This window comes from Paenarthrobacter sp. OM7 (assembly GCF_029873575.1).
GTDB lineage: Bacteria > Actinomycetota > Actinomycetes > Actinomycetales > Micrococcaceae > Arthrobacter.
In genome coordinates this window covers 1679081-1702301 of the sequence record NZ_CP123579.1, presented here as the reverse complement: position 1 = coordinate 1702301, position 23221 = coordinate 1679081, and the positions used below count along the sequence as shown (strand labels likewise).

Here is a 23221-nt window from a genome sequence, read left to right as displayed (position 1 = left end):
ATACACCGTGTTGGCCAGTCTCCGCGCAGTCCAGCGGGCGGAGCAAAGACCGGCACGATCACGCGCTACTTTGTTTCGTCCCTGCCATGCCGCTCCGCTTCCCGCTGGGCGCGGCGGCTCCCTGGACGCGCCGGACGCCCGGAAGCGCCTTGGCCCGTACCGGCGTCGTGCGTTTCCTGCGTCTTTTGCTTGTCGTGGGGGGCCGAACCCACGACGGCGGCGGCTGCTGCCAGCGCACCGGTATCGTTCAGCTCGTCGGCAGTCACTGATGGCCCACCAGCGGTGGCGAGGCGCTTCATACCGGTGGCCTTGACCACCAGGACAGCGATCAGTGTGGTGACGGGGATCGCGAGGACCAGGCCGATGGATCCCACCAGGGTCCGGATGACTTCCTCGGACAGCTCGGCGCTGGTCAGCGCTTCGGCCAGCGGGCGGTCGTACAGCATCACGATGATGAGGATCGGCAGGGCGGCGCCCGCATAGGCAAAAGCGATGGTGTACACCGTGGAGGCGATATGGTCCCGACCGATCCTCATGGCCGAGGTGAACAGTTTCCGGGCCGTGGTGTTGGGCGCCAGTTCATACAATTCCCACACGGCAGATGACTGGGTGATGGTGACGTCGTTGAGCACGCCAAGGCCGGAAATGATGAGGCCGCAGAGGATGATCCCGGAGATGGAGATCTGGGGTGACATGTTCACCAGAGTGGAGGCATCGTGGTTTCCCACACCCGCCAGGTTGGCGGCGTCCGTAGCCCAGGCCGCCAACAGCGCGGTAATGCTGAGCCCAAAAATGGTGCCCAGCAATGCCGTGGATGTTCGCGCCGAGAATCCGTGCGCGAAGTACAGGACCCCGATCATGATCACCGTGGACCCGACCAAGGCCAGCAACAGCGGCGGCTTGCCCTCCACCAAACCCGGCAGGATAAAGCTCACCAGGACGAAATAGGCGCCCACCAGGCCAAGCAGCGCCCGGAAACCACGCCAGCGTGCCACAGCTATGACCACCGCTGCGTACAAGACGGCCAGGAGGGCGATGGGAATGCTGCGGACGAAGTCGACGAAGACGAAGGCCGGAGCGCCGCTGCCCGCGTTGGCGCCTTGGACTGCTGAAAGGTTCAGGTACCTGATGGAATCCCCCACGTCCACACCGTGGGACATTGCCACATCAGGGTTGATGACCACCTTGACCACGTCCCCGCCCTTGTCCGGCTCCGTGAAGGCGAAGGTGCACTGGGAACCGCCGGCCTGCCCACCCTGGTTGGGGTCGGTTTGGCCAGTGTTGGGCTGGCCGGTGTTGGGCTGTCCCGTGTCAGTTTGGCCGGTTTGCGTGCAGCTTTCCACCACGACGCTCTGGATCCGCCCGGTATCGAAGGTAACACCCGGGGCAGCCTGGTAGGGGCTCGAGAATGTGATTCCCTCCCGGCTTCCGGAAGGCCACATGACCATCATGGCCACGAGCGTCAGGACGCCCAGCGGAACCAGTATGGCCGCCAGAATCCAGTTGGCCCTCTTTCGCGAGGCCAGGGCCTGCGGTGTTGGCTCGGAACTTTCAGAATGTCCGTGGGAGTGACCGTGGCCCATCAGCAGCAAAACCTCATGCCCTTAACCCTACGCGGGACCAGGCCCACTGCAGAGTTCAGCCATAAAGCACAAGATCCCGTGCCGCCCGCAGAATGCAGGCAGCACGGGATCCAGTCGATCAACACTGGTCAGTCGCTGACGATCAACGTATCCGCGCCGCGCACATGGGCCTTGCCCGATCCCAGCAGTGGCTCCAGAACCGTCCGAAGGGCCGTCATGGATTCGTCCACTTCCAGCAGTACCGGGTGCTGGTAAGCGATGAGCGCCAAGAGATCACGTACCGCCGCGGCTGCGTCGTCGGCTGACAGCTGGGGGTCATGCCCCAGGAAGACATCCGACGGTTCGTCCGGGTTGCCCTGGGCGTAGCTGATGGCGAAGGCCTGGATTTTGCCCTTGCGGGTTGCTGGAACGCCTTGGCCAAAAGCACTGGCTTTGGGCGCGCGCAGCACGATCGCGCCATGGGCTCCGGTCAGGTCATGCAGGAACAACCGCTGCACTGTTGCGATGCTGAGCTCCCCGGGGCTGTCCCATTGGTGGACGTGCGAGTAGTACTTGCCCACAACGTCACTCAACTCAACCGAACCCGTCGCCAGGTCCTCCACTCGCTCGGACGCGGCTTCCTCGGAACCGTCACCGAACCGCGGCAAGGACAGGGGCTCCGGCTCCACCACCACCAGTTGCGACCGTTGGATGGGCGCAAGTCCCGCTGCCGCGGCGAACGCCGCACCGGCTGTGTCCGGCTCCACCTTGCTGCGCAGCTTGGAAACGCCCGACGGCGAGTTCCCGGCTTCGCGGCGAAGCATGGTCAGCAGGGTGGCGCCCACGCCTTCACGCCTGTGGTCCCTGGCAACCTCGATATACGCCCACAGTCGTTCGGGGTGCAGGGATGCCTCGTGAACCACGCCGGCGGCCACAGGGATCCGTACCCCGTCCACCACGTCTTCGGCCACGATGCAGCGGCGCCAAGGGTGGTTGCTGGACGGCGCCAGGGCCGCACGGAACTGCTCAGCGGGAAGGGTCTCCGGGCCGCCCCAGATTTCCAGGAGGGCGAGGTCGTCGCCCTCCTTCCATTCGCGATACTCCAGAGCCATGGCTAGGCGCCGATCAGGCGTGCTGCAAGGTAGCCCTCAACCTTGTCCAGGGACACACGTTCCTGGCTCATGGTGTCGCGTTCACGGATGGTGACGGCCTGGTCTTCCAGCGTGTCGAAGTCCACGGTGATGCAGAACGGCGTACCGATTTCATCCTGGCGACGGTAGCGGCGGCCGATCGCACCGGCGTCGTCGAAGTCGATGTTCCAGTTCTTCCGCAGCTGGGCACCCAGCGCCTTGGCCTTCGGGGACAGGTCCTCGTTGCGGCTCAACGGCAGCACGGCAGCCTTGACCGGCGCAAGGCGCGGATCCAGCTTCAGGACGGTACGGACGTCTACGCCGCCCTTGGCATTGGGTGCCTCGTCCTCGGTGTAGGCATCGATCAGGAAGGCCATGAAGGAGCGGGTCAGGCCTGCTGCGGGCTCGATCACGTACGGGGTGTAGCGCTCGTTGGTGGCCTGGTTGAAGTAGCTCAGGTCCGTGCCGGATGCCTTGGCGTGCGTTGACAGGTCAAAATCGGTGCGGTTGGCGATGCCTTCGAGCTCGCCCCACTCGGAGCCCTGGAAACCGAAACGGTATTCGATGTCCGTGGTGCCCTTGGAGTAGTGGCTGAGCTTCTCCAGCGGGTGTTCGAAGAAGCGGAGGTTGTCCTCGCGGATGCCAAGGTCCGTGTACCAGGACATGCGTTCCTTCATCCAGTACTGGTGCCACTCAACGTCGGTGCCGGGCTCGACGAAGAATTCCATCTCCATCTGTTCGAATTCGCGCGTACGGAAAATGAAGTTGCCCGGCGTGATTTCGTTGCGGAAGGACTTGCCGATCTGGCCAATGCCGAACGGCGGTTTCTTCCGGGACGTGGTGAGCACGTTGTTGAAGTTCACGAAGATGCCCTGGGCGGTTTCCGGACGCAGGTAGTGCATGCCTTCCTCGCTGGCCACCGGGCCGAGGAAGGTCTTCAGGAGGCCGGAGAATTCCTGGGGTTCAGTCCATTGGCCGCGGGTACCGCAGTTGGCGCAGACGATGTCCGCCAGGCCGTTTTCTGCCGGACGGCCCTTCTTTTCCTCGTACTCTTCTTCGAGGTGGTCTGCGCGGTAGCGCTTATGGCAGGAAAGGCACTCCACCAGGGGGTCGGAGAAGACCTCCACGTGGCCGGATGCTTCCCATACCTGGCGGGGAAGGATGACGGATGAATCCAGGCCGACAACGTCCTCGCGGCCGCGGACCATGCTCTGCCACCACTGGCGCTTGATGTTTTCCTTCAGTTCAGCACCGAGGGGACCGTAATCCCAGGCGGAACGCGAGCCACCATAGATTTCACCGGCCTGGAAGACAAAGCCCCTCCGCTTGGAGAGGGAAATGACCTGGTCAAGGACGGATTTTGCTGCCATGGGTAACTCCATTTGTTCTACAGGGCCGCTGGGTGCGGTCCGCGGTGGTGGCCCCGGATCCCGGACGAGGTTGTCCGGCGGGGTGCTGGGGAAGGTATGGGCAAGTACTCAAAGATACTTGAATCTACCTGCCTTCTACCCTACCGGCCTTTGGCAGGGCCTCTCCGTGCAAAGGAGCCTTTGGGCCACGGCAGCGTGGCCACGATGATCGCGGCCAACGTGAGAATCGTGCCCAGCACCGTGGGCAAGGCGACTACCGCACCGGGACTGGGGATCACGACGTCGAGCACCAACGACCCCACCAACTGGCCGGCGATCATGCCCAAGCCCGTGATCAGCACGCCCAGGCTGCGGACCAAGAGCGCTGCCAAACCGATGAACAGGCAGCCCATGGGACCGCCGAGGTAGTACCACCACTCGGAGGGAAGCGGATTGCCGGGTCCGGCAACGGCCAGCTTGATAAGCCAGGCGATCCAGAGAATGGCCGACCCCGCAATGAAGTTGACCAAGGTGGCTGCGATGGGTGTTCCGTAGTGGACGGTGGCCGTTCCGTTCATGGCCTGCTGGAAGCTCATGAAGAATCCGGCCGCCAGCGGCAGGAGGACCGGCAGCACCAGCGAGGCAATGTCGGCGTCGCCGCCGAAGCGGGGTGAAACCGCCCAGGCGACGGCGGCCACGGTCAGGACACTGCCGATGACGCGGACGCCTGTGATGGAGCGTTTACCGCCCGGGCCAATGCCCATGCGGTCCACGAGCAGACCGCTGAGGGTCTGTCCCGTCACGGCGGCGACGGTAAACAGCGCTACACCCAACAGCGCGACCGTGAACGACTGGGCAAAAACGAACAGCGCACCGATGGCCCCGGCCATGACGTAGAAGCGCGGAAAACTTCGGTTCCGGACTGCAGGGATGATGCGTTGGAGGCCTGCCCTGCCCTTGGGCGTTGCCAGTGAAATGGCCGTTATCAGCAGAAGGCCAGTGGTGAAGCTCACCACAGCTGCGGCGATGCCGTCGTCGAGTGTGGCGCCGAGGGCCCCGTTGATCCTTCCCTGGAGCGGGATGACCAGCCCTGTTGCTACTGCGACAGGAAGGCCAACGGCGAGCGGAAGGACGGGACGGGGAGAAGGCTGCGGCACCGTCACCACACTACTTCAGGCATCATTGCTGTATGAGCACTCCGGAAATCGAAGACATCACCATCCGCGACGACATGATCCGCCTGGGCCAGCTGCTGAAGCTTGCCAACCTTGTGGAGGACGGAGTTGAGGCCGCTGAGCTCATCAAGAACGGCTTGGTAAAGGTCAACGGCGAGATCGACGACCGCCGCGGCCGCCAACTCCACGTTGGGGACACTGTGACGGTCAACGGCCAGACCGTGCGGATCGCCGCCGCCTGAAACAACGCCCCTTAGGGGGCGAGGACCTTGTGGGTAAGGAACTCCCCTACGTGCCCGATTTCCTGCTGGTTGATGCCGTGCCACATGCCCGTGTACAGGACCTTGGTCAGGTCCACGTGCTTGCGGACCCAGCCCATGGTGTAGTCGATCTTGTCCTGCGTAATGACAGGATCCTGCTGGTCCCGGCCCCAGAACATCGGCATCGATCCGTCCAGCTCGTCGTCCTTGAACGCGGCGTCGCCATCGGCGTCGATCACAAAGCCTGAAAGCCCGACGACGGCGGCAAAGTCCGCGGGACGGTAGCGGACCATGGTGGTCGCCATGGCCATACCCATGGAGAAGCCGAGCAGGGTGACCGAAGAGTGATTGGCCTTGACCGTGTCCAGCCACTCAAGGGCGTACTCGGCCGCCAGTTTCACGGCATCCAAGGAGTAGTCGATGGAGGCCGTGAGCGGGAACCACGTGAAGCCAGGTCCCATGGGCATCGGCGCGCGGAGGGCCGCCACCACAAAACCGTCAGGGAGCAGTCCGGCCAGGCTGAAGAGATCGTCCTCGTTGGAGCCGTAGCCATGCAGCAGGACCAGGAGGGGTTTGCCGGCACGCTCAGCTTCTTCGTGGGACCACAGGACAACGGGCGCGGGGAAGGCGGGGGCTTCAGTCATGGATCCATTCTTGCAGTTACCCGCCAGTAACAACCTACGGTGGCGTAGGTTTGCCGTCAGGGGGCAGGATATGAACGTGAGTGAGAACAACCATTTGTTGAAACCCGACGATCCTGTTCAGAGACACCCGTGGAGCCGTTACGTGGCACTGGGTGACTCGTTCACCGAAGGGATCGGCGATCCGGAGCCGATGAACCCCGGCGGCCACCGCGGCTGGGCGGACCGGGTTGCCGAGGAACTGGGCCGTGGCCAGGACGACTTCGCCTACGCCAACCTCGCCATCCGGGGCCGGCTGCTCCAGCAGATCATCGATGAACAAGTGGGGCCCTGCCTCGAACTGCAGCCCGACCTCGTGTCCATTTCAGCCGGCGGCAACGACCTCATCCGGCCCGGCGGCGACCCTGATCTGCTGGCCGAAAAACTCGATGCCGCGGTTGGCGAGCTGGGTTCCGGCGGCGCCACCGTGGTGCTCTTTAACGGCCCGGACACCGCCGCATCGGTGCTGGGGCGCATCCGTGGAAAAGTGGCCATCTACAACGAGAACCTCAGGACAGTGGCTGCACGCCACGACGCCGTGATAGCGGACATGTGGTCTTTGCGGCAGCTGGCAGATCACCAAATGTGGGATGCGGACCGCCTGCACTTCTCGCCCCTGGGACACCACACCATCGCCATGATGGTCCTGGACTCCCTCAACGTCCAGCACACCCTTGAACCACTGATGCCCAAGCCGCTGCCTCCGCGGACCTGGCGTGAGGCCCGCTCCTCGGATCTCGTCTGGGCGCGCGAGTACTTTGTCCCGTGGGTTATCCGAAGGCTCCGGCACCAGTCCTCCGGTGACGGCATCACGCCAAAGCGTCCGACGCCGGGTCCTGTCTTCGGCCCCAGCGGCACCTTGCTGCCGCGGAGCTAGGGCGACATTCAGGTGATGGTGCCAGCAGGGTTTCATGGGGCCGGACTTTCGGGTGGCCACAGTGGCGGATAAGGCGGACCTCTTCGCGGAGAGGGTCCGGCGCCTGCGACTGCGACGGCAGCAACTGCGGCCTCCTTTGTCCGGGACCGCCGGAGACGTGGTCCGCAACCTGTTGGCAGTCCAGTCCCAGGAATTTCCGTATGCGCGGTGGACCCTTGCACAAAGGACATCCGCTTCCACATCCTCCGATGTGGAACAAGCCGTTGCCGATGGAACCATCCTGCGGACGCACATCCTGCGGCCCACGTGGCATTTTGTGCACCGGGACGACCTCGGCTGGCTGATGGGACTCTCCGCGGACCGGCTGCATCAGGGAAACAAAGGCATGTACCGCCAAACAGGGGTGGATGAAAAAACGTCCGCACTCAGTGGCCGGATCCTGGCCTCAGCAGTCGCCGACGGGGCCCACAAGACGCGCGAAGAGCTGGCTGAAGTCCTGGGACAGGCCGGCTTACCCAGCAAGGGCCTGGGGTTTATCTACCACCTCATGCACGCCGAGGTCAGTCGCATCCTCGTGAGCGGTTCCCCCGTGCGCTCGTCCGGGGGCGCCCTGAAACAGACGTATGCCCTCTTCGAGGAGCGTGTGCCGGGTTTCGTCCGCACGCCGTTGACCGGGGAGGACCGTGAAGAGGCCCTGGGCACGTTGGTTCTCCGATACTTCGGCAGCCGCGGACCCGCCACCATCAAGGACTGCGCCGTGTGGTCCGGGCTGACCATGAAGGACGTAAAGCTGGGCATCCACGTGGCTGGCAAGCTATCGCCGGGCGCCCTGGCATCACTCGCCATGGACGGCCTCGAGTTTTACCTGGCCCCGGAAGATGCCGTCGAGCTCACCAACCCCGGGGGCCCTTCGCGTCTGCCTGACGCAAGACTCCCCCGCATCGACCTCATCCAGTGCTACGACGAATACGTCATGGGCTATTCGCAGTCCCGGCGCTATCTGGGTGGGACAGCACCGTACTTCCCCGAAGACAACGGGCCCATGCACGTGGTCCTGATGGATGGCAGGTTGGCCGGATGGTGGCGCCATGGATTCTCCGGCGGAGCCTGCCACCTGGATGTCCGCATGAACCGGCCCACAAGCCCTCCCGAACAGATGGCCCTCGACGCCGAAGTGGAACGCTATGGGCAGTTCCTGGGCATGGAGGCCCGCCTCCTCTGAAGTCCTCACTGCAGGCGCCGGAGTTCACGCCGTGCGACCGGGCTAAGCTGGGATACGACCTAGGAGGCCTGCACTGTGAACAATCTGATCTTCTGGATCATCGTCTGCTCGTGGCTGATTCCGCTCGGGATCCGCATGTACAACCGATCCCGCGCGCGCCGGATCCAGAACGGAACCTTCCGCAGCCCCGGTTATCCCCCGCAGCAGAACCTGCCCGGCCCCGGTTACCCGGCACAGAATTACCCACCCCAGGACTACCCGGGCTATCCGTCCGGGCCGGCCGTCATCCGCCCTGTAGATGACGAACCGCAGTCCGGGGCGCCGTCGAACACTTTCTCCCCCACGCCTTTCCCGGCCACCAACGGATCGGAGCCGCAAGGCTACCGCGCTCGCAAGCTGGCAGAGCTGGACGCAAAATTCAGCAACGGGGAGATCGCCATGGAGGACTACATGAAGCAGCGCGGCGACATCATGAACGGCTAGCCTGGCGGCCAACCCGGCGTCCTGCAGCCGCTACTCAACTGTCCTGCAACGGCCACTCAACTTAGGCGAAGAAGGCTCCGCGGAGCTGTGCTGAGAGCTGGCCGATTTCCGTCAGGAACCCGTCGTGGCCGATCGGCGCCTCAATGATATGAACCGGAACATCACCCGGCAAGGCTGCCGCCAATTCCCGGGATTGCGCCGGGAAATACAACCTGTCGCTGTCCACCGCCGCAACGAAGAACTCCGCAGTGGTACGCGACAAGGCTGCCTCCAGCGATCCACGGCCGCGTGCGACGTCGTGGGACATCAGGGCTTCGGTGAGGGCGATGTAGCTGTTGGCGTCAAATCGTCGGACGAGCTTTGTTCCCTGGTGGTCCAGGTAGCTCTCCACCTGATAGCGGCCACGCTCCCCCAGGACCGCAGCGGCGAGAGGTGTCTCCAGGTGCTGGGCTTCACGGCCAAAGCGGAAGTCCAACTCCAGTGCGGAGCGGTAGGTGATGTGGGCGATGCGCCGGGCCAAGGCGAGCCCGTGTTCAGGGGCAGTGCCACCGTAGTAGTCGCCGTTGTTGAAATTCGGGTCCTGACGGATGGCCAGGGTTTGGGCCTGCGCAAAGGCGATCTGCTCGGCCGTGCTGTAGGCACCCACGGATATCACGGCACAGCGTTTCACCCGCTCCGGGAAGGTCACTGCCCACTCCAACGCACGGGCGCCACCCATGGAACCGCCCAGCACGGCATGCCAGGCCTCGATTCCCAGGGCTTCGGCCAGGCGCGCCTCCGCCTCGGTGCTGTCGCGCAGGGTGACCAAGGGGAACCGGGAGCCCCAAGGACGGCCGTCCGGCGCCTCCGAGGACGGTCCAGTGCTGCCGTAGCAGCCACCCACGATGTTGATGGAGATGACAAAGAACCTGGTGGTGTCGATGGTGGCACCGGGGCCTACCAACTGCTCCCACCATCCTTCTTCGTCCGTAGCTCCCCGGGCTACGTGTGTGCTGCCCGTGAGGGCATGCTGGATGAGCACGGCATTGGAGGCATCGGCGTTCAGCTGCCCCCAGGTCTCATAAGCGAGGACGACGTCGGGAAGGAATCCACCGGCTTCAAGGTCCAGCGGCCCAATGGCGGCGTACTTGACGGTTCCGTCTTCTTCTCCGGATTTTGGAAGGGCTGTAGCAGTGATGGTCATTCCTTTGACACCTTAAACTCGCGCTTGCCCGTCGCCTTGGGTGCGAACAGGCCAGGTCTTCACCCGGGGCACCCCACCGCGGAGGAGGGTTGCCGGCCAGCAAGCCGGGGCTACGCGCTGGCACTCATGACCTATACGAAGAGTCTAGGAAATACAGGGCGGGTATGGCGAAGAATGTGACATCAGTGTGACGCTTTAGGGCGTTTTCGTTCACGAAGCAGCACTCCGGAACGCCGCCCGGCGAATAATCGTCGGTCCGGGCGGCCTCCCAGGAAGGTGGCGGGCGTGGTCGCGCCGTATCGTCCAGGTCGGGAATCAGGCTCCCTTGGCGGCCCGGAATCCGGCTTCGAGGTCGGCGATGATGTCATCCACGTGCTCAATTCCCACGGACAAGCGAACCAGGCCGGGTTTAACACCGGCCGCCAGCTGCTGTTCAATTGTCAGCTGGCTGTGCGTAGTGGACGCCGGGTGAATGACCAGCGAGCGGACATCGCCGATGTTGGCCACATGCGAGTGCAGTTCCAGTCCGTCCACGAAGCGCTTGCCCGCTTCAACGCCACCTTTGATGTTGAACGCAACAATGGCGCCGGTGCCTTGCGGACCATACTTCCGGCCACGGTCGTACCACGGACTGGACGGCAGACCCGCGTAGGCAACCGATTCGACGTCGTCGTGGGCTTCCAGCCACTCGGCCACTTTGGTGGCGTTGGCTACGTGACGCTCGACGCGCAGGCTCAGCGTCTCCAGCCCCTGGGCAATCAGGAAAGCGTTGAACGGGGACACAGCGGAACCGAGGTCGCGGAGAAGCTGGACGCGTGCCTTCAGGACGTAGGAGAGGTTGGCGCCGAGCGCCCCATCCTTGCCAAGATCCCGGGCGTAGACCAAACCGTTGTAGCTGGGGTCCGGGGTGTTGAAACCCGGGAAGCGCTCCGGGTCCTTGCCGAAGTCGAAGTTGCCTGAGTCCACGATCACGCCGGCGATGGCGGAACCGTGGCCACCGAGGTACTTGGTGGCGGAGTGGACCACGATATCGGCGCCCCACTCGATGGGACGGATGAGGTAGGGAGTGGACAGTGTGTTGTCGACGATGAGTGGCACACCGGCCTCGTGGGCGGTGCGGGCGACGCCCTCGATGTCCAGTACGTCCTGGCGCGGGTTGGAAACAACCTCGCCGAAGAACAGTTTGGTGTTCGGCTGGACGGCATCACGCCACTGCTCCAGGTTGTCCGGGTCCTCCACGAAGGTCACCGAGATGCCGAACTTCTTCAGGGTGTGCGCCAGCAGGTTGTACGTACCGCCATACAGGCTGGGGCTGGCCACGATGTGGTCGCCGGCCTCCGCGATGTTGAGGATGGCGAAGGTCTCCGCAGCCTGGCCGGAGCTCAGCAGGAGGGCGCCCAAGCCGCCTTCGAGGCTCGCGATCCGCTGCTCCACGGCATCCTGCGTCGGGTTGCCGATCCGCGTGTAGATGGGCGCGAGCTCGGCCAGGGCAAACCGGTTGGCTGCGCTCTCGGCGCTGGGGAACACAAAGGAGGTGGTCTGGTAGATCGGCAGTGCCCGTGCTCCCGTGGCAGAGTCAGGCTCCTGGCCTGCGTGGATCTGGCGGGTTTCGAAAGACCATCCTTGGGACATGGAGTTCTCCTGTTCGTGGCGCATGGGTTCTGTGGAAACGTGCTGCATGTGAGCTGGGGCCAGTCTAGGAAGTGTCCGGAGCCTTGGACAGCTTTGTGACGCCGGTGGAATCTTTCGGTCTTTCAGCGTCGCCGCATGACGCGGTACGGCACCGGTTATGCACATCCCACCTTAGTTAGGGTTGACTTAGCTGAGACCCCGATCACAAAGTGCCAAGATGAAGCCATGCGCATGGATCACGTCTCTTACGCCTGTGAACGAGATGGCCTTCTGGCCACTACCGAACGAATTTCCGCGGCACTGGGAGTGGACGCTGTCCGGGGCGGAGTGCACCCGCGCTTCGGTACCCGGAACATGATCATTCCCCTTGCGGATAACAAGTACCTGGAAGTGGTGGAGGTCCTGGACCACCCCGCTTCCGACAAAGCACCCTTTGGCCAGGCAGTTCGTGCCCGCTCGGCCGCCGGTGGTGGCTGGATGGGCTGGTGCGTCGCTGTTGATGACCTGGCACCGTTTGAGGACCGCCTTGGCCGCTCCGCTGTTCCGGGCAACCGCAAGTTCCCTGACGGCCGCGAACTGGTGTGGCAGCAGATCGGCATCCTGGGGCTGATCGCAGATCCCCAGGTCCCGTACCTGCTCAAGTGGGAGGGCGACCCGTCACTGCACCCGTCCAGGATCTACGAAAGCGACGTCAAGATGTCCAGCCTCACCATTGCGGGCTCGGCGGAACGCGTCACTGAATGGCTCGGAGAACCGGTGGAAAAGCCGCTTGAGGACGTTGCTGTCCAGTGGATGGCACCGCACGGCACTCCGGGAATCATGTCAGTAACTTTCGAAACCGCCTCAGGAGCAGTCACCATCTGACCGCCCCGTCCATCCGGGCACGTCCCGGCACCGGTCATCCCTGTCCGGTAAAACTTCGGCCGCCATCAGCGGGTGCCAATGACGTCACCCACCGATGGCGGCCGGATATGTTTAAGCGCCCTACCCCAGACCGACCGCCTTGCCGAACAGGCTGAAGCCCACAAACGCCACAATGTCCAGCAGCGCGTGGGCAATCACCAAGGGCATCACCCGCTTGGTCCTGGTATAGATCCACGCGAACACCAGACCCATGACCACGTTGCCGATGAACGGCCCAAAACCTTGGTACAGGTGGTAACTCCCCCGCAGGACCGCGCTGACCACAATGGCCACGGGCATGCTCCACCCGAATTTGCCGAAACGGTCCATGAGGTACCCCACCACGATCACTTCTTCCACGACCGCATGCCGCATGGCAGAGAGGATGAGCACTGGCACGGTCCACCAGTAGGCGTCCAGACCGCTGGGAACAATCGCCGTGGTGATGCCGAGGGCCCGGCCGGCGGCGTAGAGGCCTAGAGACGGAATTCCGATCACCGCAGCAAGGCCCACACCGTGGAGCAGGTCCTTGCCCGGCCGGGCGAAGTTGAAGCCGAGCCGGGCGAACGCCGAGCCGTTGTCGCCGTCGCGGTTTGCCTGGATATGCGCGGAGAGGAAGTAGAACACCAGAGCCACAGGCACCAGGGCGAAGATGATGTCCAACAGTTGGTAGGTAAGGTCAAAGTACTCGCGGGTGCTTTGGGACCGGTTCAGGGTTGAGGTGGCGTCGGCCAAGGGAGCCCGCGTCATCTTGTCCAGAAGTTGCACCACGGAATAGACGGCCGACTGGCCCAGGGACAGGCCCAGCACAATCAGTACTTCGGCGCGCAGCCGTCGGCGGGAAGCAAGGAACATGTACCCACCCTATGCTTGGTGGGATGGGTGCCCCAGCAAGAATTTTCATGATCCGGCATGGCCAGTCCGCCGCAAACGCCGACACGTCCATCTACAACCGTGTGCCGGACTACCGGATCCCCCTCACGGAACTCGGTGTGGAGCAAGCCCGCATTGCCGGCGAAGACCTTCGCCGCAGGCTCGACGGGCAACAGGTCTGCGTCTACGTCTCACCATATTTGAGGGCCTACCAGACCTTGGAGGCGTTGAATCTGGGCTCGTTGATAGAACGCGTCATTGAGGAACCCAGGCTTCGTGAGCAGGACTGGGCCAACTTCCAGATTGCCGGGGAGATCGAGGATCAAAAGGAGCTCCGCAATCTCTACGGCCACTTCTTCTACCGGTTCCGCGAGGGCGAATCGGGTTCCGATGTGTACGACCGCGTGTCGTCCTTCATGGAGACGCTCTACCGCCATTGGCAAAAGCCCACCTACGCGCCGAACGCTCTCCTGGTGACGCACGGACTGACCATGCGGCTGTTCTGCATGCGCTGGTTCCATTGGACGGTTGAATACTTCGAATCCCTCAACAACCCGGACAACGCTGAGTTGCGCACACTGGTCAGGAACGACGACGGCCAGTACAGCCTCGATTCACCGTTCAGCCAGTGGGTGCCCAGGGATGTTGACGATTCGGTGCTGCACGCACCCAGAATGCGGTTTTAGGCAACGCACCCGGCTTGCCGGTGGCTAGCCGGCTGATGCGACGATGACTTCCGTGCCCTTGGCTTCGAAGGCAGCCTTGTCCTCTGCGCTGATTCCGGCATCGGTGATGAGGTGCCTGAAGTCGTAGCCCGCCATGGCTGCGAAGGAGCGGCGGCCCACTTTGGAGGAGTCAGCTACCACGTAGGACTCCGTGGCGCGCCGTGCCATCACAGTGTTGACCATGGCCTCGCCCTCGTCGGTGATGGTAGGACCGAGGTCCGGGTCCACGCCATTGACGCCGATGAACGCAATGTCCAACGCAACTTTCTGCATGATGACATCCGTGTAGGGACCCACGAGCTCGTAGGAGCGCGGATTCAGGATGCCACCGGTGACCATGATCTTGATGTTGGGCCGGACCGCCAGTTGCGAGGCAATGTTGATGGCGTTGGTCACCACCGTCAGCGTGGGCCTGTTGGACGGGGCGTTGAGGTCCTCGCGGGTGGAGAGCAACTGGGCCAGAGCGGTGTTGGTGGTGCCACCGCTGAGGCCTATCACAGCACCGGGGCGGATCAGCGCGGACGCAGCCTGGGCAATATCCTGCTTGGCTTGGGCGTGGTCGTCACGGTTGTAGCGGCCCGGGAGGTCATAAGCCACCGATCCGGTGGTGGCCCCACCCCGGGTCCGGCTGAGCAACCTCTGCTTGGCGAGGCTGTCCAGGTCTCGACGGGCCGTGGCCGGTGACACGCCCAGACGCGTCACGATGTCCTCGACTTCCACATGGCCGGACTCGGCCAGGAGATCGAGGATGGCAGTCAGCCGATCGGTGCGCGTCATGACGAGCCTTTCGCGGGTTCGGAGCTATTTCGCTTTGGCGAACAGCGTCAGCATACGTGCGGACTCCAGCACAAGGGCATCCCGGCCGGCCTTGAGGTACTTCCGGGAATCCACCACGGCAGGGTTGGCATCGAGGTACTCACGGACGGCGCGGGTAAAGAACCCGTTCAAATGTGTGGATACGTTGATTTTAGTCATACCCGCGCCGATAGCGGCTACGAGCATCTCATCTGTGACGCCTGAGGAGCCGTGAAGGACCAACGGTTTTCCGACCGCGGACTTCAGGCGGGTGATCAGGTGGAGGTCCAGTGAAGCGCTTCGTTCGGTCATGGCGTGGGAGGAACCAACGGCCACGGCGAGCGCGTCCACACCGGTGGCCTCAACGAAATCCTGGGCCTCGGCGGGGTCGGTCCGGACGCCCGGGGCATGGGCACCGTCTTTGCCTCCCACTTTCCCGAGCTCGGCCTCCACGTAGACACCGCGCTGGTGGGCGTAGGCGGCGACACGTTGGGTGACTTCGACGTTCCACTCGTACGGCAAATGCGCGCCGTCGTACATGACGGAGCCGAATCCCAGGTCGACCGCAGCCAGAGCGAGGTCCTCGGACTCCGCATGGTCCAGGTGCAGGGCCACCGGGACGGCGGCGGAGCGGGCGATCGCCAGGGCGGCTGACGCAATCGGTTCGAGCCCGCCGTGGTACTTGGCGCAGTTTTCGGAGATCTGCAGGATCAACGGAACACCTGCCGCTTCGGCGCCGGCCACCAGGCCTTCGGCTGTTTCGATGTGGATGATGTTGAACGCGCCTTGGCCTGTGCCGGAAGCCGCGGCCCTGTCCATGAGTTCCCGTGTGTTGACCAGGGTCACCGGGTCTCCTTCCATGTCACGATCAGTTGGTCTTGAAGTTCCTGGTACCGCGGTGAAATTTCGCCGGCGGCCGGCATGAGCACGGCAGCGGCGGACCACGCGGTGGCCCGGCGGAGTATTTCGCGCGGTTCCGTGATGCCTTCGGCGAGTGCGACGGCGGCAGCCGCCACACCGGCGTCGCCCGCCCCTGTGGGGTTGCCGCTCAGCGCTTCAGGCAGACGCGCGCTCCAGTAGCCACCGGGAGCGGCGTGATCGAAGGCGAGCATGCCGTCCGCGCCGGCACTGACGAGTACCGTCCGGGCGCCCATGTCGATCAGGGCGAGCGCGGCTGCTTCAAGGCTGGACTCCCCGGTCGCTTCGGCCAACTCGTGGTGATTCGGTTTGAGGATGTCCGCACCCGCTTTGGCTGCGGCGATGATTCCGGGGCCGGAGGTATCGATGATGGCCGGAATGCCGGCATCGTGGGCCAGGCGCACCAGTTCCGGGTAGAAATCTCCTGGAGCACCCGGCGGCAGGCTTCCCGAACCGACCAGGACGGAGGCCGGCAGGTTTCGGTTTCCGCTGACGGCCTCAACCACCGCAATCCTGAGTGAGCGCCAGTCGTCCGGCAGGAGCGCCTGGCCTTCCTCGTTGAAGATGGACGTTTCGCCGGCGACCGTGTCCACCAGGGCGATGCTGCGGCGGGTCTCGGCAGCGACTCCTACCAGGGTGTGGGGAACGCCGCTGGTCCAGAGCTCAGCTGCAAGTGTCTGCCCGGCGGCGCCGCCGGTGGGTGCGATGGCCAGGACAGGGTAGCCCAGCTGGTGTGTCACACGGGCAACGTTGATGCCCTTGCCGCCGGCCCGGCTCAGAGGGGTGGGCACACGGTGGCTGGCGCCCTCGGTGATTCCCTGCACGGTATAGGTCATGTCGATGGCCGGATTGGCGGTGACGGTGATGATGCGGTTCACGTTGGCTCGCTTCATTGTGCTGCTCCCAGGAGTGCCCGCGCATTCAGGGCTGCACCCAGCAGGCCGGCGTCTTGCCCCAGTTCGGCCCGGATCAGCTGTGGGCGTCGTTGGAAGTCAAGGATGCCGTCCACCTTGGCCCGGAGGGGTTCCAGCAGGTCGTCACCGGCTTCAGCCAGGCCACCGCCGATTACCACCGCTTCGGTTCCCACGATGTTGACGCACTGGCAGATGGTGAAGGCGAGGGCATCCACGGCATCGGCCCAGATGCGCGCGGCCAGTTCATCGCCGTCTCCGGCCCTGAGCAGGACTCCGCGGGCACCGTTCACCCTTTTCCCGGACGCCTTGTAGTAGCGCTTGGCGATGGCACCGGCCGAACCGACTGCTTCCAGGATGGTGGAACCCGGGGAGCCAGGTCCGGCGTCGGGGTCCGGGACCTGGGCATGGCCAAGCTCACCGGCGAAGCCGCCAGCGGTGACCGCCTTGCCACCGGAGAAAACGGCTGCGGCGATGCCGGTCCCCACCACCATCACCACAACGTCCTTGAACTCTTTGGAACCACCAAAGGTGTGTTCCACAGCGGCAGCGGACCGGACATCATGATCAAACGCCACCGGAATCCCCAGGCGCTTTTCGGCTTCGGCCGTGAAAGGGAAATTACGCCAGCCGAGATTGGCAGAGTAGACACCGATGCCGGCCACGGAGTCCACGATGCCCGGGACGATGATGCCGGCCGCTTTGGCGGGGACGTCCGGGAACTCGGCAGCCAACTCGGTTTTGAGTTGGGCCAGCCTGTCCAGGACCGCCTCGCCGGGACGGGCAGGATCCAATGGTGTAGGAACCCGGCGCATGCCCAGGACTGTCCCCCGGGCATCCACCAAGCCGGCCTTGATGTCAGTCCCGCCAACATCGAAGGAGAGGACCGGTGATTCTGCGGCTCCGAGAACCATGACCGAAGCCTAGGCGGAGGCGTCGAGAATGACGGAACGCGTCAGGTTGCGGGGCAGATCCGGATTCAGGCCACGGACGCGCGCACGCTCCAAGGTGACCTTGTGAACCCTGGCCAGCTCAGCCAACGGGTGCTTGTCGGTGTGGATGTAGAGGGCGCCGGTAACGGCCATGTCGCCGTCCAGCCCTTCAGGCTGGGCACCGAACAGCCAAGTGACGCGGCCCGGAGCTGCGATGGAGATGGGACCGTGCCGGTACTCCATGGCGGGGTAGGACTCTGTCCAGCCCTGTACTGCCTCCCGCATTTTCAGGCCTGCCTCGTGGGCCAGTCCAACCGTCCATCCAGTGCCGAGGAAGGTGAACTGCTCGGCGTCCAGGAGTTCCTGCGGGACCGGCGCGCTCACGGCGTCGCGGGCATCATCGATGGCCTGCTGCACATCGATGTCAAGGCTGGTCAGCAGGTACACCAGCGCTGTGGTGGCAAAACGGGTCTGAACTACCGAACGCTCGTCGGCGTACTGCAGTCCGATCACGGCATCTGCCAGTTCGATGATCGGGGAGGTGGTGTCGCCGATGATTGCCACGGTGGGGACGATCCCCTGAAGCTCGGCCAGGATCTCGAGTACCTCAGTGGTGGTGCCTGACCGCGTAATGGCCACAACGGCGTCGTACTGGCGATCGGCGCTGTTGCTGTTAAGGAAAGCTTCGGACGCGGCGAAGGCATCGGTGACGCCCTTCCCGGCGGATTCGCGGGCGGCCGCGTAGCTCTGCGCCATGAACCAGGAGGTCCCGCACCCGATCACGGCGATGCGCTTCCCGTCAGCCGGAAGCACGTCCTCGGCACGGGCTTGCTCAACAGCCCGCTGCCATACGTCGGGCTGGGAAACCAGCTCTTCCTCCATGAAGGCGCCCAGTGTGTTCTCGCTCATCGTGTGTTCCGCTCCCGCTCAGCTTAATGACGTTTTCTGATCTATAGAAACACTAAACGATCATTTTCGATCTCACAAGGATCATTCGCGGAGGAACTCCGCTCGTCAAGTGCGCACGGCCGGAATGTACGCCGGACCGCGGAAAGCGTGTGCCGGGATGTGCTTTTAAGTTAACTGGCTGTTAACTCTTGTCAACTTCTGTCCTGTGGAGCAGTCTTAGACAGTCCGCAAGAACATGATCGTTATTCGCACGGAAAAATCAAGAAGGAGCATAATGCCCCGCTTGTCATCCACCAGACGCCTCGCATCGCTGAGTTTGGCCTGCGTCGTCGCCTCATCCTCGCTCGGCCTCATGGCACTTCAGCCTGCCACCGCAGCCCCATACTCCCCTTTCGCCCCAATCGTCCCGCAAGCAGACATCGCCGATGCTACCGATGCTGCCGTCATCACCTCCGGCCAACTGGGAGTGGAGGTCTCCACCACCTTCCCGCAGGTCCTCGGCTACATCGATGCCGCCACCAGGGCACGCTTGGACGGCACCGTCACCCGGCTCAGCACCATCATGCTCAATGGCGTGGAATACACGGTGACCGGTTCCTCCACCGGGTCCGGAGACGACGCCCGCGAGTACGTGCTGACCGTCCCGGAATTCGGCAATACCCTCATCAAGGCCCGGCTCTCGGTCAAGAAGAACGTGGTCTCCTTCAATGTCACAGAGATCAAGGACTCCGCTGATCATCAGGTCAAGACCTTGCAACTCCCCCGGCTGAACCTGGTGACCGTCGGATCCACCCAGTCCGGGGCCCAGGTCTCCACTGCAAACCTGTCCGTGGACCGCAGCGTCACCGGTGACGAATTCACGCCCATCACCCCGGCGACTCCCCTCGACGCCACCGCCAAGAGCTCCGCCTACGCACTGGCAAATACCGCCACCTTGGGCGCCGCTGTGGAGTCCAATGCCCTGTACGACACGTCGTCGGGTCCGGGCGCGAAGGACCGCGGGCGCTTCTGGCGCCAAGCCGTCAGCGACGGAGCCGGCGGCGTATCCATGGGTATCGCCAGCGGCCAGTGGCTGTACCGCGCAGAAGGCTCCGCGACCACCGAGGAACTTCCGTGGACCCGCGTGGCCATCACCAGCGATGCCAATGCCGACGGCGGCGTGGACTGGCAGGACGCGGCGATCGCCATGAGGTCCATCCAGGTCAGCCCCAATAAGGCCGAACAAACGCCGGACAACGTGATCACGCACATCCCGTTCAACTTTGCTTCGCAGGCAACCCACCCGTTCCTGAGGACCCTGGATGACGTCAAGCGCATCGCCCTGGCCACCGACGGACTGGGGCAGGTGGCCATGCTCAAGGGCTACACCAGCGAGGGGCACGACTCCGCCAACACGGACTACGGCAACAACTTCAACACCCGTGCTGGCGGACTGGAGGACCTCAACACGCTGGTGAAGGAAGGCAAGGACTGGAACGCCAGTTTCGGCGTCCACATCAATGCCACGGAGATCTATCCGGAAGCCAAGTCCTTCAGCGAGGACCTGTTGCGCGCAGACAAGGGCCTGGGATGGAACTGGCTGGACCAGTCCTACTATATGAACCAGCGTGCGGACATTAATTCCGGCAAGCTCGCCCAGCGCATCAAGGAACTACGCGAAGCCACAGACAAGAACCTGGACTTCGTGTACGTGGACGTCTACTACGAGTTCGGTTGGCTCGCCGAGCGCCTGCAGCAGGAACTGGTCAAGAACGGCTTCCGGGTGGGCTCCGAATGGGCAGACCACCTCTCCCGGAACAACACCTGGTCCCATTGGGCCAACGATGAGAAGTACGGCGGTTCCACCAACAAGGGCATCAACTCGCAGATCCTGCGTTTCATCAACAACACCCAGTCGGACGTCTGGAACCCAGATCCCAAGCTCGGGGTGAGCCATATCGTGGAGTTCGAAGGCTGGACCGGGCAGAACGACTTCAATGCGTTCAGCGAGAACGTGTGGACGGCCAACGTGCCTGCCAAATTCCTGCAGCACCACCAGATCACCAAGTGGACGGCCGACCGGATCGAACTCGCCGATGGCGTGTCCGTCACCGGAAACACGGCTGCAGTACGCAACATCACCGTAGGCGGCATTTCCGTCCTGCAGGGTGGAACCTACTTGCTCCCGTGGTCCTCCAAGGAAAACGGCACGGCAGACAAGCTCTACCACTACAACCCTGCCGGTGGCGCCACCACGTGGACGCTCACCCAGGAGTTCGCCAAGGCCGGCTCCTTGGAGCTCTTCAAACTGACGGACAACGGCCGCGTGAAGGTCGCCGACGTCCCCGTGGTCAACGGACAGGTTGCCCTGATAGCCGATGCCAAACAGCCCTATGTCCTGGCTCCAAAGAACAACAAGGCTGAGCTGCCCAAGAAGGCCAACTTCGGCGAAGGAACGGCCTTCAACGATCCCGGCTTCAACAGCGCAGACCTCTCCCCATGGAACCCCGCCGGTACCGTCACGCAGGTCCGCGATGACAAGGGCCGCCGCTTCGCCGAATTGGGGGCAACGCCGTCGTCCATCAGCCAGGAAGTGAAGCTGGACGCCGGAACCCAATCAGTGAGCGCTTGGGTGGAAATCCAGCCCGGCAAGACCCGTCCCACCACACTCTCCGTGGACATCAGCGGCAAGACCGAAAGCGTCACCATTGATTCCTCCAACGCAGAGAATTTCGTGGCCGGCGACGAGAAACACGGGACAGCCTTCCAGCGCATCCGCGTTGTGGTGGACGTTCCCCACAAGAACACCAAGGCCAAGGTCACCGTCACAGCGGCCGACGGCGACGCAACAGTGCGCGTCGACGACTTCCGGGCGGTGAAAACCGCCAGGGTGGCCACTACCGGCGTGCTCAGCGAGGACTTCGAAAACGTGGACCAAGGCTGGGGACCCTTCGTGAAGGGCGATGCCGGGGGCTCCACTGACCCGCGCACGCACATCACCGAACGTAACGAACCCTTCACCCAAAAGGGCTGGCACACCAACGTGATCGACGAAGTACTGGACGGAACCTGGTCGCTGATCGCGCACGACGAAAACCGCGCACCCGACGGCGGACCGGGCATAGTGTACCGGACCACGGAGGCAACAGTTCCGTTCCAGGCGGGCCACAAGTACAAGATTTCCTTCGACTACCAAAACTCCAAGGACGGCCAATACGCCTGGGTTTCCGGCTACGACTCCCAAGCCGGACCCGCAGTGACGGGCAGCCAGGCGATCGAGGCCGCGACGTCCACCACACGGTTCGAGCAGACCCTGGATACCGGATTCTGCGGAGACTACTTTGTAGGACTGCAGCGCACGGGCAGTGCCAATGGTTCGGACTTCACCCAGGACAACTTCCTGGTGGAGGATCTCGGCGCGTCCGAATCCGTCCCGGCCTGCGCGCAGCTCTCGGCGGCGCTCCAGGGCGATGTGGTCCAGCAGGGCAAGGCCCAGGACTTCGTCACCACGTTTGTTTCCGATGAACCGGCAGCCATCAATGATCTGACCGTGTCGCTGAAACTGCCCGAGGGGTGGACGGCAACACCATCCACGCCCGCAACGGCCTCGACGCTGCCCGCCGGGGGCACCTTGACCACCACGTGGAAGGTCACCGCGCCGGCTTCGGCTGACGGCGACTACCCCATCACGGCGACGGCCAACTACAGCACGACCTCGCAGCCCGCAGGCAGCCGCACCATCAGCACCACCACGGCCGTCCGAACGCTGCCCAAGCCTCCGCAGGCCACCGTGTTCGCCAGCGACCACCCTTGGGTCAGCGCCACCAATGGCTGGGGTCCCGTGGAAAAGGACCAGTCCAATGGTGGAACCGGAGCCGGTGACGGCACTCCGCTGACCCTGAACGGGACGGTCTATGCCAAAGGCTTGGGAGCCCACGCCAACGGTACCGTCCGCTACTACCTGGGCGGCTACTGCACCGCCTTCACCGCGACCGTGGGCATCGACGACGCCCAACCGACGCGGGGAAGCGTGAAGTTCTCCGTGGTGGCTGATGGGACCACCAAGGTGACCACACCGGTTCTGGGCGCTGCGAGCGCTCCCCTGCCACTCACTGTGGACGTCACCGGCGCCCAGTACGTGGAACTGGTGGCCAACGACGCCGGCGACTCCAACGGCAACGACCACGCTGACTGGGCAGATGCCAGGTTCACCTGTTCCTCCACCTCCCAGCAGCCCCCGGCGCCGGTGTTGTCGGGCACCGTCTTCGCTTCCGACCTGCCCTGGATCGGCAGTACCAACGGTTGGGGACCTGCAGAACGGGACCGGGCCAACGGTGAGCAGAACGCCGGCGATGGACCCGCGCTGCGGCTGGACGGCGTCGTGTACTCCAAGGGCATCGGCGTCCATGCCGACTCGAAGATCAGCATCGCCACGGAGGCCAAGTGCAACGCCTTCACCGCCGTGGTGGGAGTGGACGACGCCAAGCTCAACAAGGGCCTGCACGGTTCCGTGGTGTTTATCGTCAAGGGCGATGGGCGCGAACTGTTGCGGACCCCTGTCCTGAGCGCAGACTCCGCCGCGCTCCCCCTCACCGTGGACATCACCGGTGTCCGCAACGTCGAGCTGATCGCTGACAAGAACGGCGACGACGCCGGCGATGACTGGGGCGACTGGGCCGACGCGAAGTTCAGCTGCGCGTAGTCCCTTCATCCCCCACGAAGA

General features: G+C 63.8%; 20 protein-coding genes and 1 riboswitch. Of the genes, 7 read left to right on the top strand and 13 right to left on the bottom strand.

Annotated elements, in window-relative coordinates:
* Positions 1 to 65: 65 nt before the first annotated feature.
* The 4 genes from QEH68_RS07810 to QEH68_RS07795 all read right to left on the bottom strand — a co-directional run bounded on the left by QEH68_RS07810 (position 66) and on the right by QEH68_RS07795 (position 5207).
* Positions 66 to 1583 (bottom strand): YibE/F family protein, encoded by a 1518-nt coding sequence (locus tag QEH68_RS07810; protein ID WP_280627611.1) that lies wholly within the window; start codon positions 1581 to 1583, stop codon positions 66 to 68.
* 128 nt (positions 1584 to 1711) lie between these two features.
* Positions 1712 to 2674 carry a GNAT family N-acetyltransferase gene (locus tag QEH68_RS07805; protein ID WP_207596945.1) on the bottom strand — a complete coding sequence of 321 codons (963 nt, stop codon included), beginning with the start codon at positions 2672 to 2674 and terminating at the stop codon, positions 1712 to 1714.
* Between the two features lie 2 nt (positions 2675 to 2676).
* Positions 2677 to 4062, bottom strand: coding sequence for a glycine--tRNA ligase (locus tag QEH68_RS07800; RefSeq protein ID WP_207596944.1), 1386 nt, complete (start codon positions 4060 to 4062; stop codon positions 2677 to 2679).
* 140 nt (positions 4063 to 4202) lie between these two features.
* Positions 4203 to 5207 carry a DMT family transporter gene (locus QEH68_RS07795; RefSeq protein WP_207596943.1) on the bottom strand — a complete coding sequence of 335 codons (1005 nt, stop codon included), beginning with the start codon at positions 5205 to 5207 and terminating at the stop codon, positions 4203 to 4205.
* Positions 5208 to 5230: 23 nt separating this feature from the next.
* On the opposite strand from QEH68_RS07795, the gene QEH68_RS07790 reads away from it, so the two are divergent.
* The gene (locus QEH68_RS07790) at positions 5231 to 5458 is read left to right on the top strand and encodes an RNA-binding S4 domain-containing protein (RefSeq protein ID WP_207596942.1); all 228 of its coding nucleotides are present in this window, start codon (positions 5231 to 5233) and stop codon (positions 5456 to 5458) included.
* An 11-nt stretch (positions 5459 to 5469) separates the two neighbouring features.
* Here the strand turns inward: QEH68_RS07790 and QEH68_RS07785 are convergent, their stop codons facing one another.
* Complete coding sequence (locus QEH68_RS07785; protein WP_280627610.1) at positions 5470 to 6120, bottom strand: dienelactone hydrolase family protein; 651 nt, start codon at positions 6118 to 6120, stop codon at positions 5470 to 5472.
* A 70-nt stretch (positions 6121 to 6190) separates the two neighbouring features.
* Between QEH68_RS07785 and QEH68_RS07780 the strand changes: the two genes are divergently transcribed.
* From QEH68_RS07780 to QEH68_RS07770, 3 genes are all read left to right on the top strand, one after another.
* Entirely contained in the window at positions 6191 to 7033 is an 843-nt protein-coding gene (locus QEH68_RS07780) for an SGNH/GDSL hydrolase family protein (protein ID WP_207596940.1), read from the top strand.
* Between the two features lie 34 nt (positions 7034 to 7067).
* Entirely contained in the window at positions 7068 to 8255 is a 1188-nt protein-coding gene (locus tag QEH68_RS07775; RefSeq protein ID WP_280627609.1) for a winged helix DNA-binding domain-containing protein, read from the top strand.
* Positions 8256 to 8330: 75 nt separating this feature from the next.
* A complete protein-coding gene (locus QEH68_RS07770) occupies positions 8331 to 8738 on the top strand; it encodes a hypothetical protein (RefSeq protein WP_280627608.1) in 408 nt (135 codons plus the stop codon).
* A gap of 61 nt (positions 8739 to 8799) precedes the next feature.
* On the opposite strand, the gene QEH68_RS07765 is transcribed toward QEH68_RS07770, so the two are convergent.
* Together QEH68_RS07765 and QEH68_RS07760 are read right to left on the bottom strand one after the other, a co-directional pair.
* Positions 8800 to 9921, bottom strand: a complete 1122-nt coding sequence (locus QEH68_RS07765) for a homoserine O-acetyltransferase (RefSeq protein ID WP_280627607.1) — start codon at positions 9919 to 9921, stop codon at positions 8800 to 8802.
* A 15-nt stretch (positions 9922 to 9936) separates the two neighbouring features.
* A riboswitch (SAM riboswitch) is annotated at positions 9937 to 10053 on the bottom strand.
* Between the two features lie 183 nt (positions 10054 to 10236).
* The gene (locus tag QEH68_RS07760; protein ID WP_280627988.1) at positions 10237 to 11553 is read right to left on the bottom strand and encodes a bifunctional o-acetylhomoserine/o-acetylserine sulfhydrylase; all 1317 of its coding nucleotides are present in this window, start codon (positions 11551 to 11553) and stop codon (positions 10237 to 10239) included.
* 225 nt (positions 11554 to 11778) lie between these two features.
* Here QEH68_RS07760 and QEH68_RS07755 point away from each other — a divergent pair, with 225 nt between their 5' ends.
* Positions 11779 to 12417, top strand: a complete 639-nt coding sequence (locus QEH68_RS07755) for a VOC family protein (RefSeq protein WP_089594306.1) — start codon at positions 11779 to 11781, stop codon at positions 12415 to 12417.
* A gap of 120 nt (positions 12418 to 12537) precedes the next feature.
* Here the strand turns inward: QEH68_RS07755 and QEH68_RS07750 are convergent, their stop codons facing one another.
* Positions 12538 to 13311 carry a type II CAAX endopeptidase family protein gene (locus tag QEH68_RS07750; protein ID WP_280627606.1) on the bottom strand — a complete coding sequence of 258 codons (774 nt, stop codon included), beginning with the start codon at positions 13309 to 13311 and terminating at the stop codon, positions 12538 to 12540.
* Positions 13312 to 13334: 23 nt separating this feature from the next.
* Between QEH68_RS07750 and QEH68_RS07745 the strand changes: the two genes are divergently transcribed.
* Complete coding sequence (locus QEH68_RS07745; protein ID WP_242703564.1) at positions 13335 to 14015, top strand: histidine phosphatase family protein; 681 nt, start codon at positions 13335 to 13337, stop codon at positions 14013 to 14015.
* Positions 14016 to 14039: 24 nt separating this feature from the next.
* Here the strand turns inward: QEH68_RS07745 and QEH68_RS07740 are convergent, their stop codons facing one another.
* From QEH68_RS07740 to QEH68_RS07720, 5 genes are read right to left on the bottom strand one after another with little or no spacing between them, the layout of a single operon-like run.
* Complete coding sequence (locus tag QEH68_RS07740; RefSeq protein ID WP_089594303.1) at positions 14040 to 14831, bottom strand: DeoR/GlpR family DNA-binding transcription regulator; 792 nt, start codon at positions 14829 to 14831, stop codon at positions 14040 to 14042.
* 24 nt (positions 14832 to 14855) lie between these two features.
* Complete coding sequence (locus QEH68_RS07735) at positions 14856 to 15710, bottom strand: class II fructose-bisphosphate aldolase (RefSeq protein ID WP_280627605.1); 855 nt, start codon at positions 15708 to 15710, stop codon at positions 14856 to 14858.
* Positions 15692 to 16660 carry a hexose kinase gene (locus QEH68_RS07730; RefSeq protein ID WP_280627604.1) on the bottom strand — a complete coding sequence of 323 codons (969 nt, stop codon included), beginning with the start codon at positions 16658 to 16660 and terminating at the stop codon, positions 15692 to 15694. Before QEH68_RS07730 ends, QEH68_RS07735 begins: the two co-directional genes overlap by 19 nt.
* Complete coding sequence (locus QEH68_RS07725; RefSeq protein WP_280627603.1) at positions 16657 to 17592, bottom strand: ROK family protein; 936 nt, start codon at positions 17590 to 17592, stop codon at positions 16657 to 16659. Before QEH68_RS07725 ends, QEH68_RS07730 begins: the two co-directional genes overlap by 4 nt.
* 9 nt (positions 17593 to 17601) lie before the next feature.
* A complete protein-coding gene (locus tag QEH68_RS07720; protein ID WP_280627602.1) occupies positions 17602 to 18519 on the bottom strand; it encodes an SIS domain-containing protein in 918 nt (305 codons plus the stop codon).
* A 274-nt stretch (positions 18520 to 18793) separates the two neighbouring features.
* Between QEH68_RS07720 and QEH68_RS07715 the strand changes: the two genes are divergently transcribed.
* Complete coding sequence (locus QEH68_RS07715; RefSeq protein ID WP_280627601.1) at positions 18794 to 23200, top strand: endo-alpha-N-acetylgalactosaminidase family protein; 4407 nt, start codon at positions 18794 to 18796, stop codon at positions 23198 to 23200.
* Positions 23201 to 23221 lie beyond the last annotated feature (21 nt).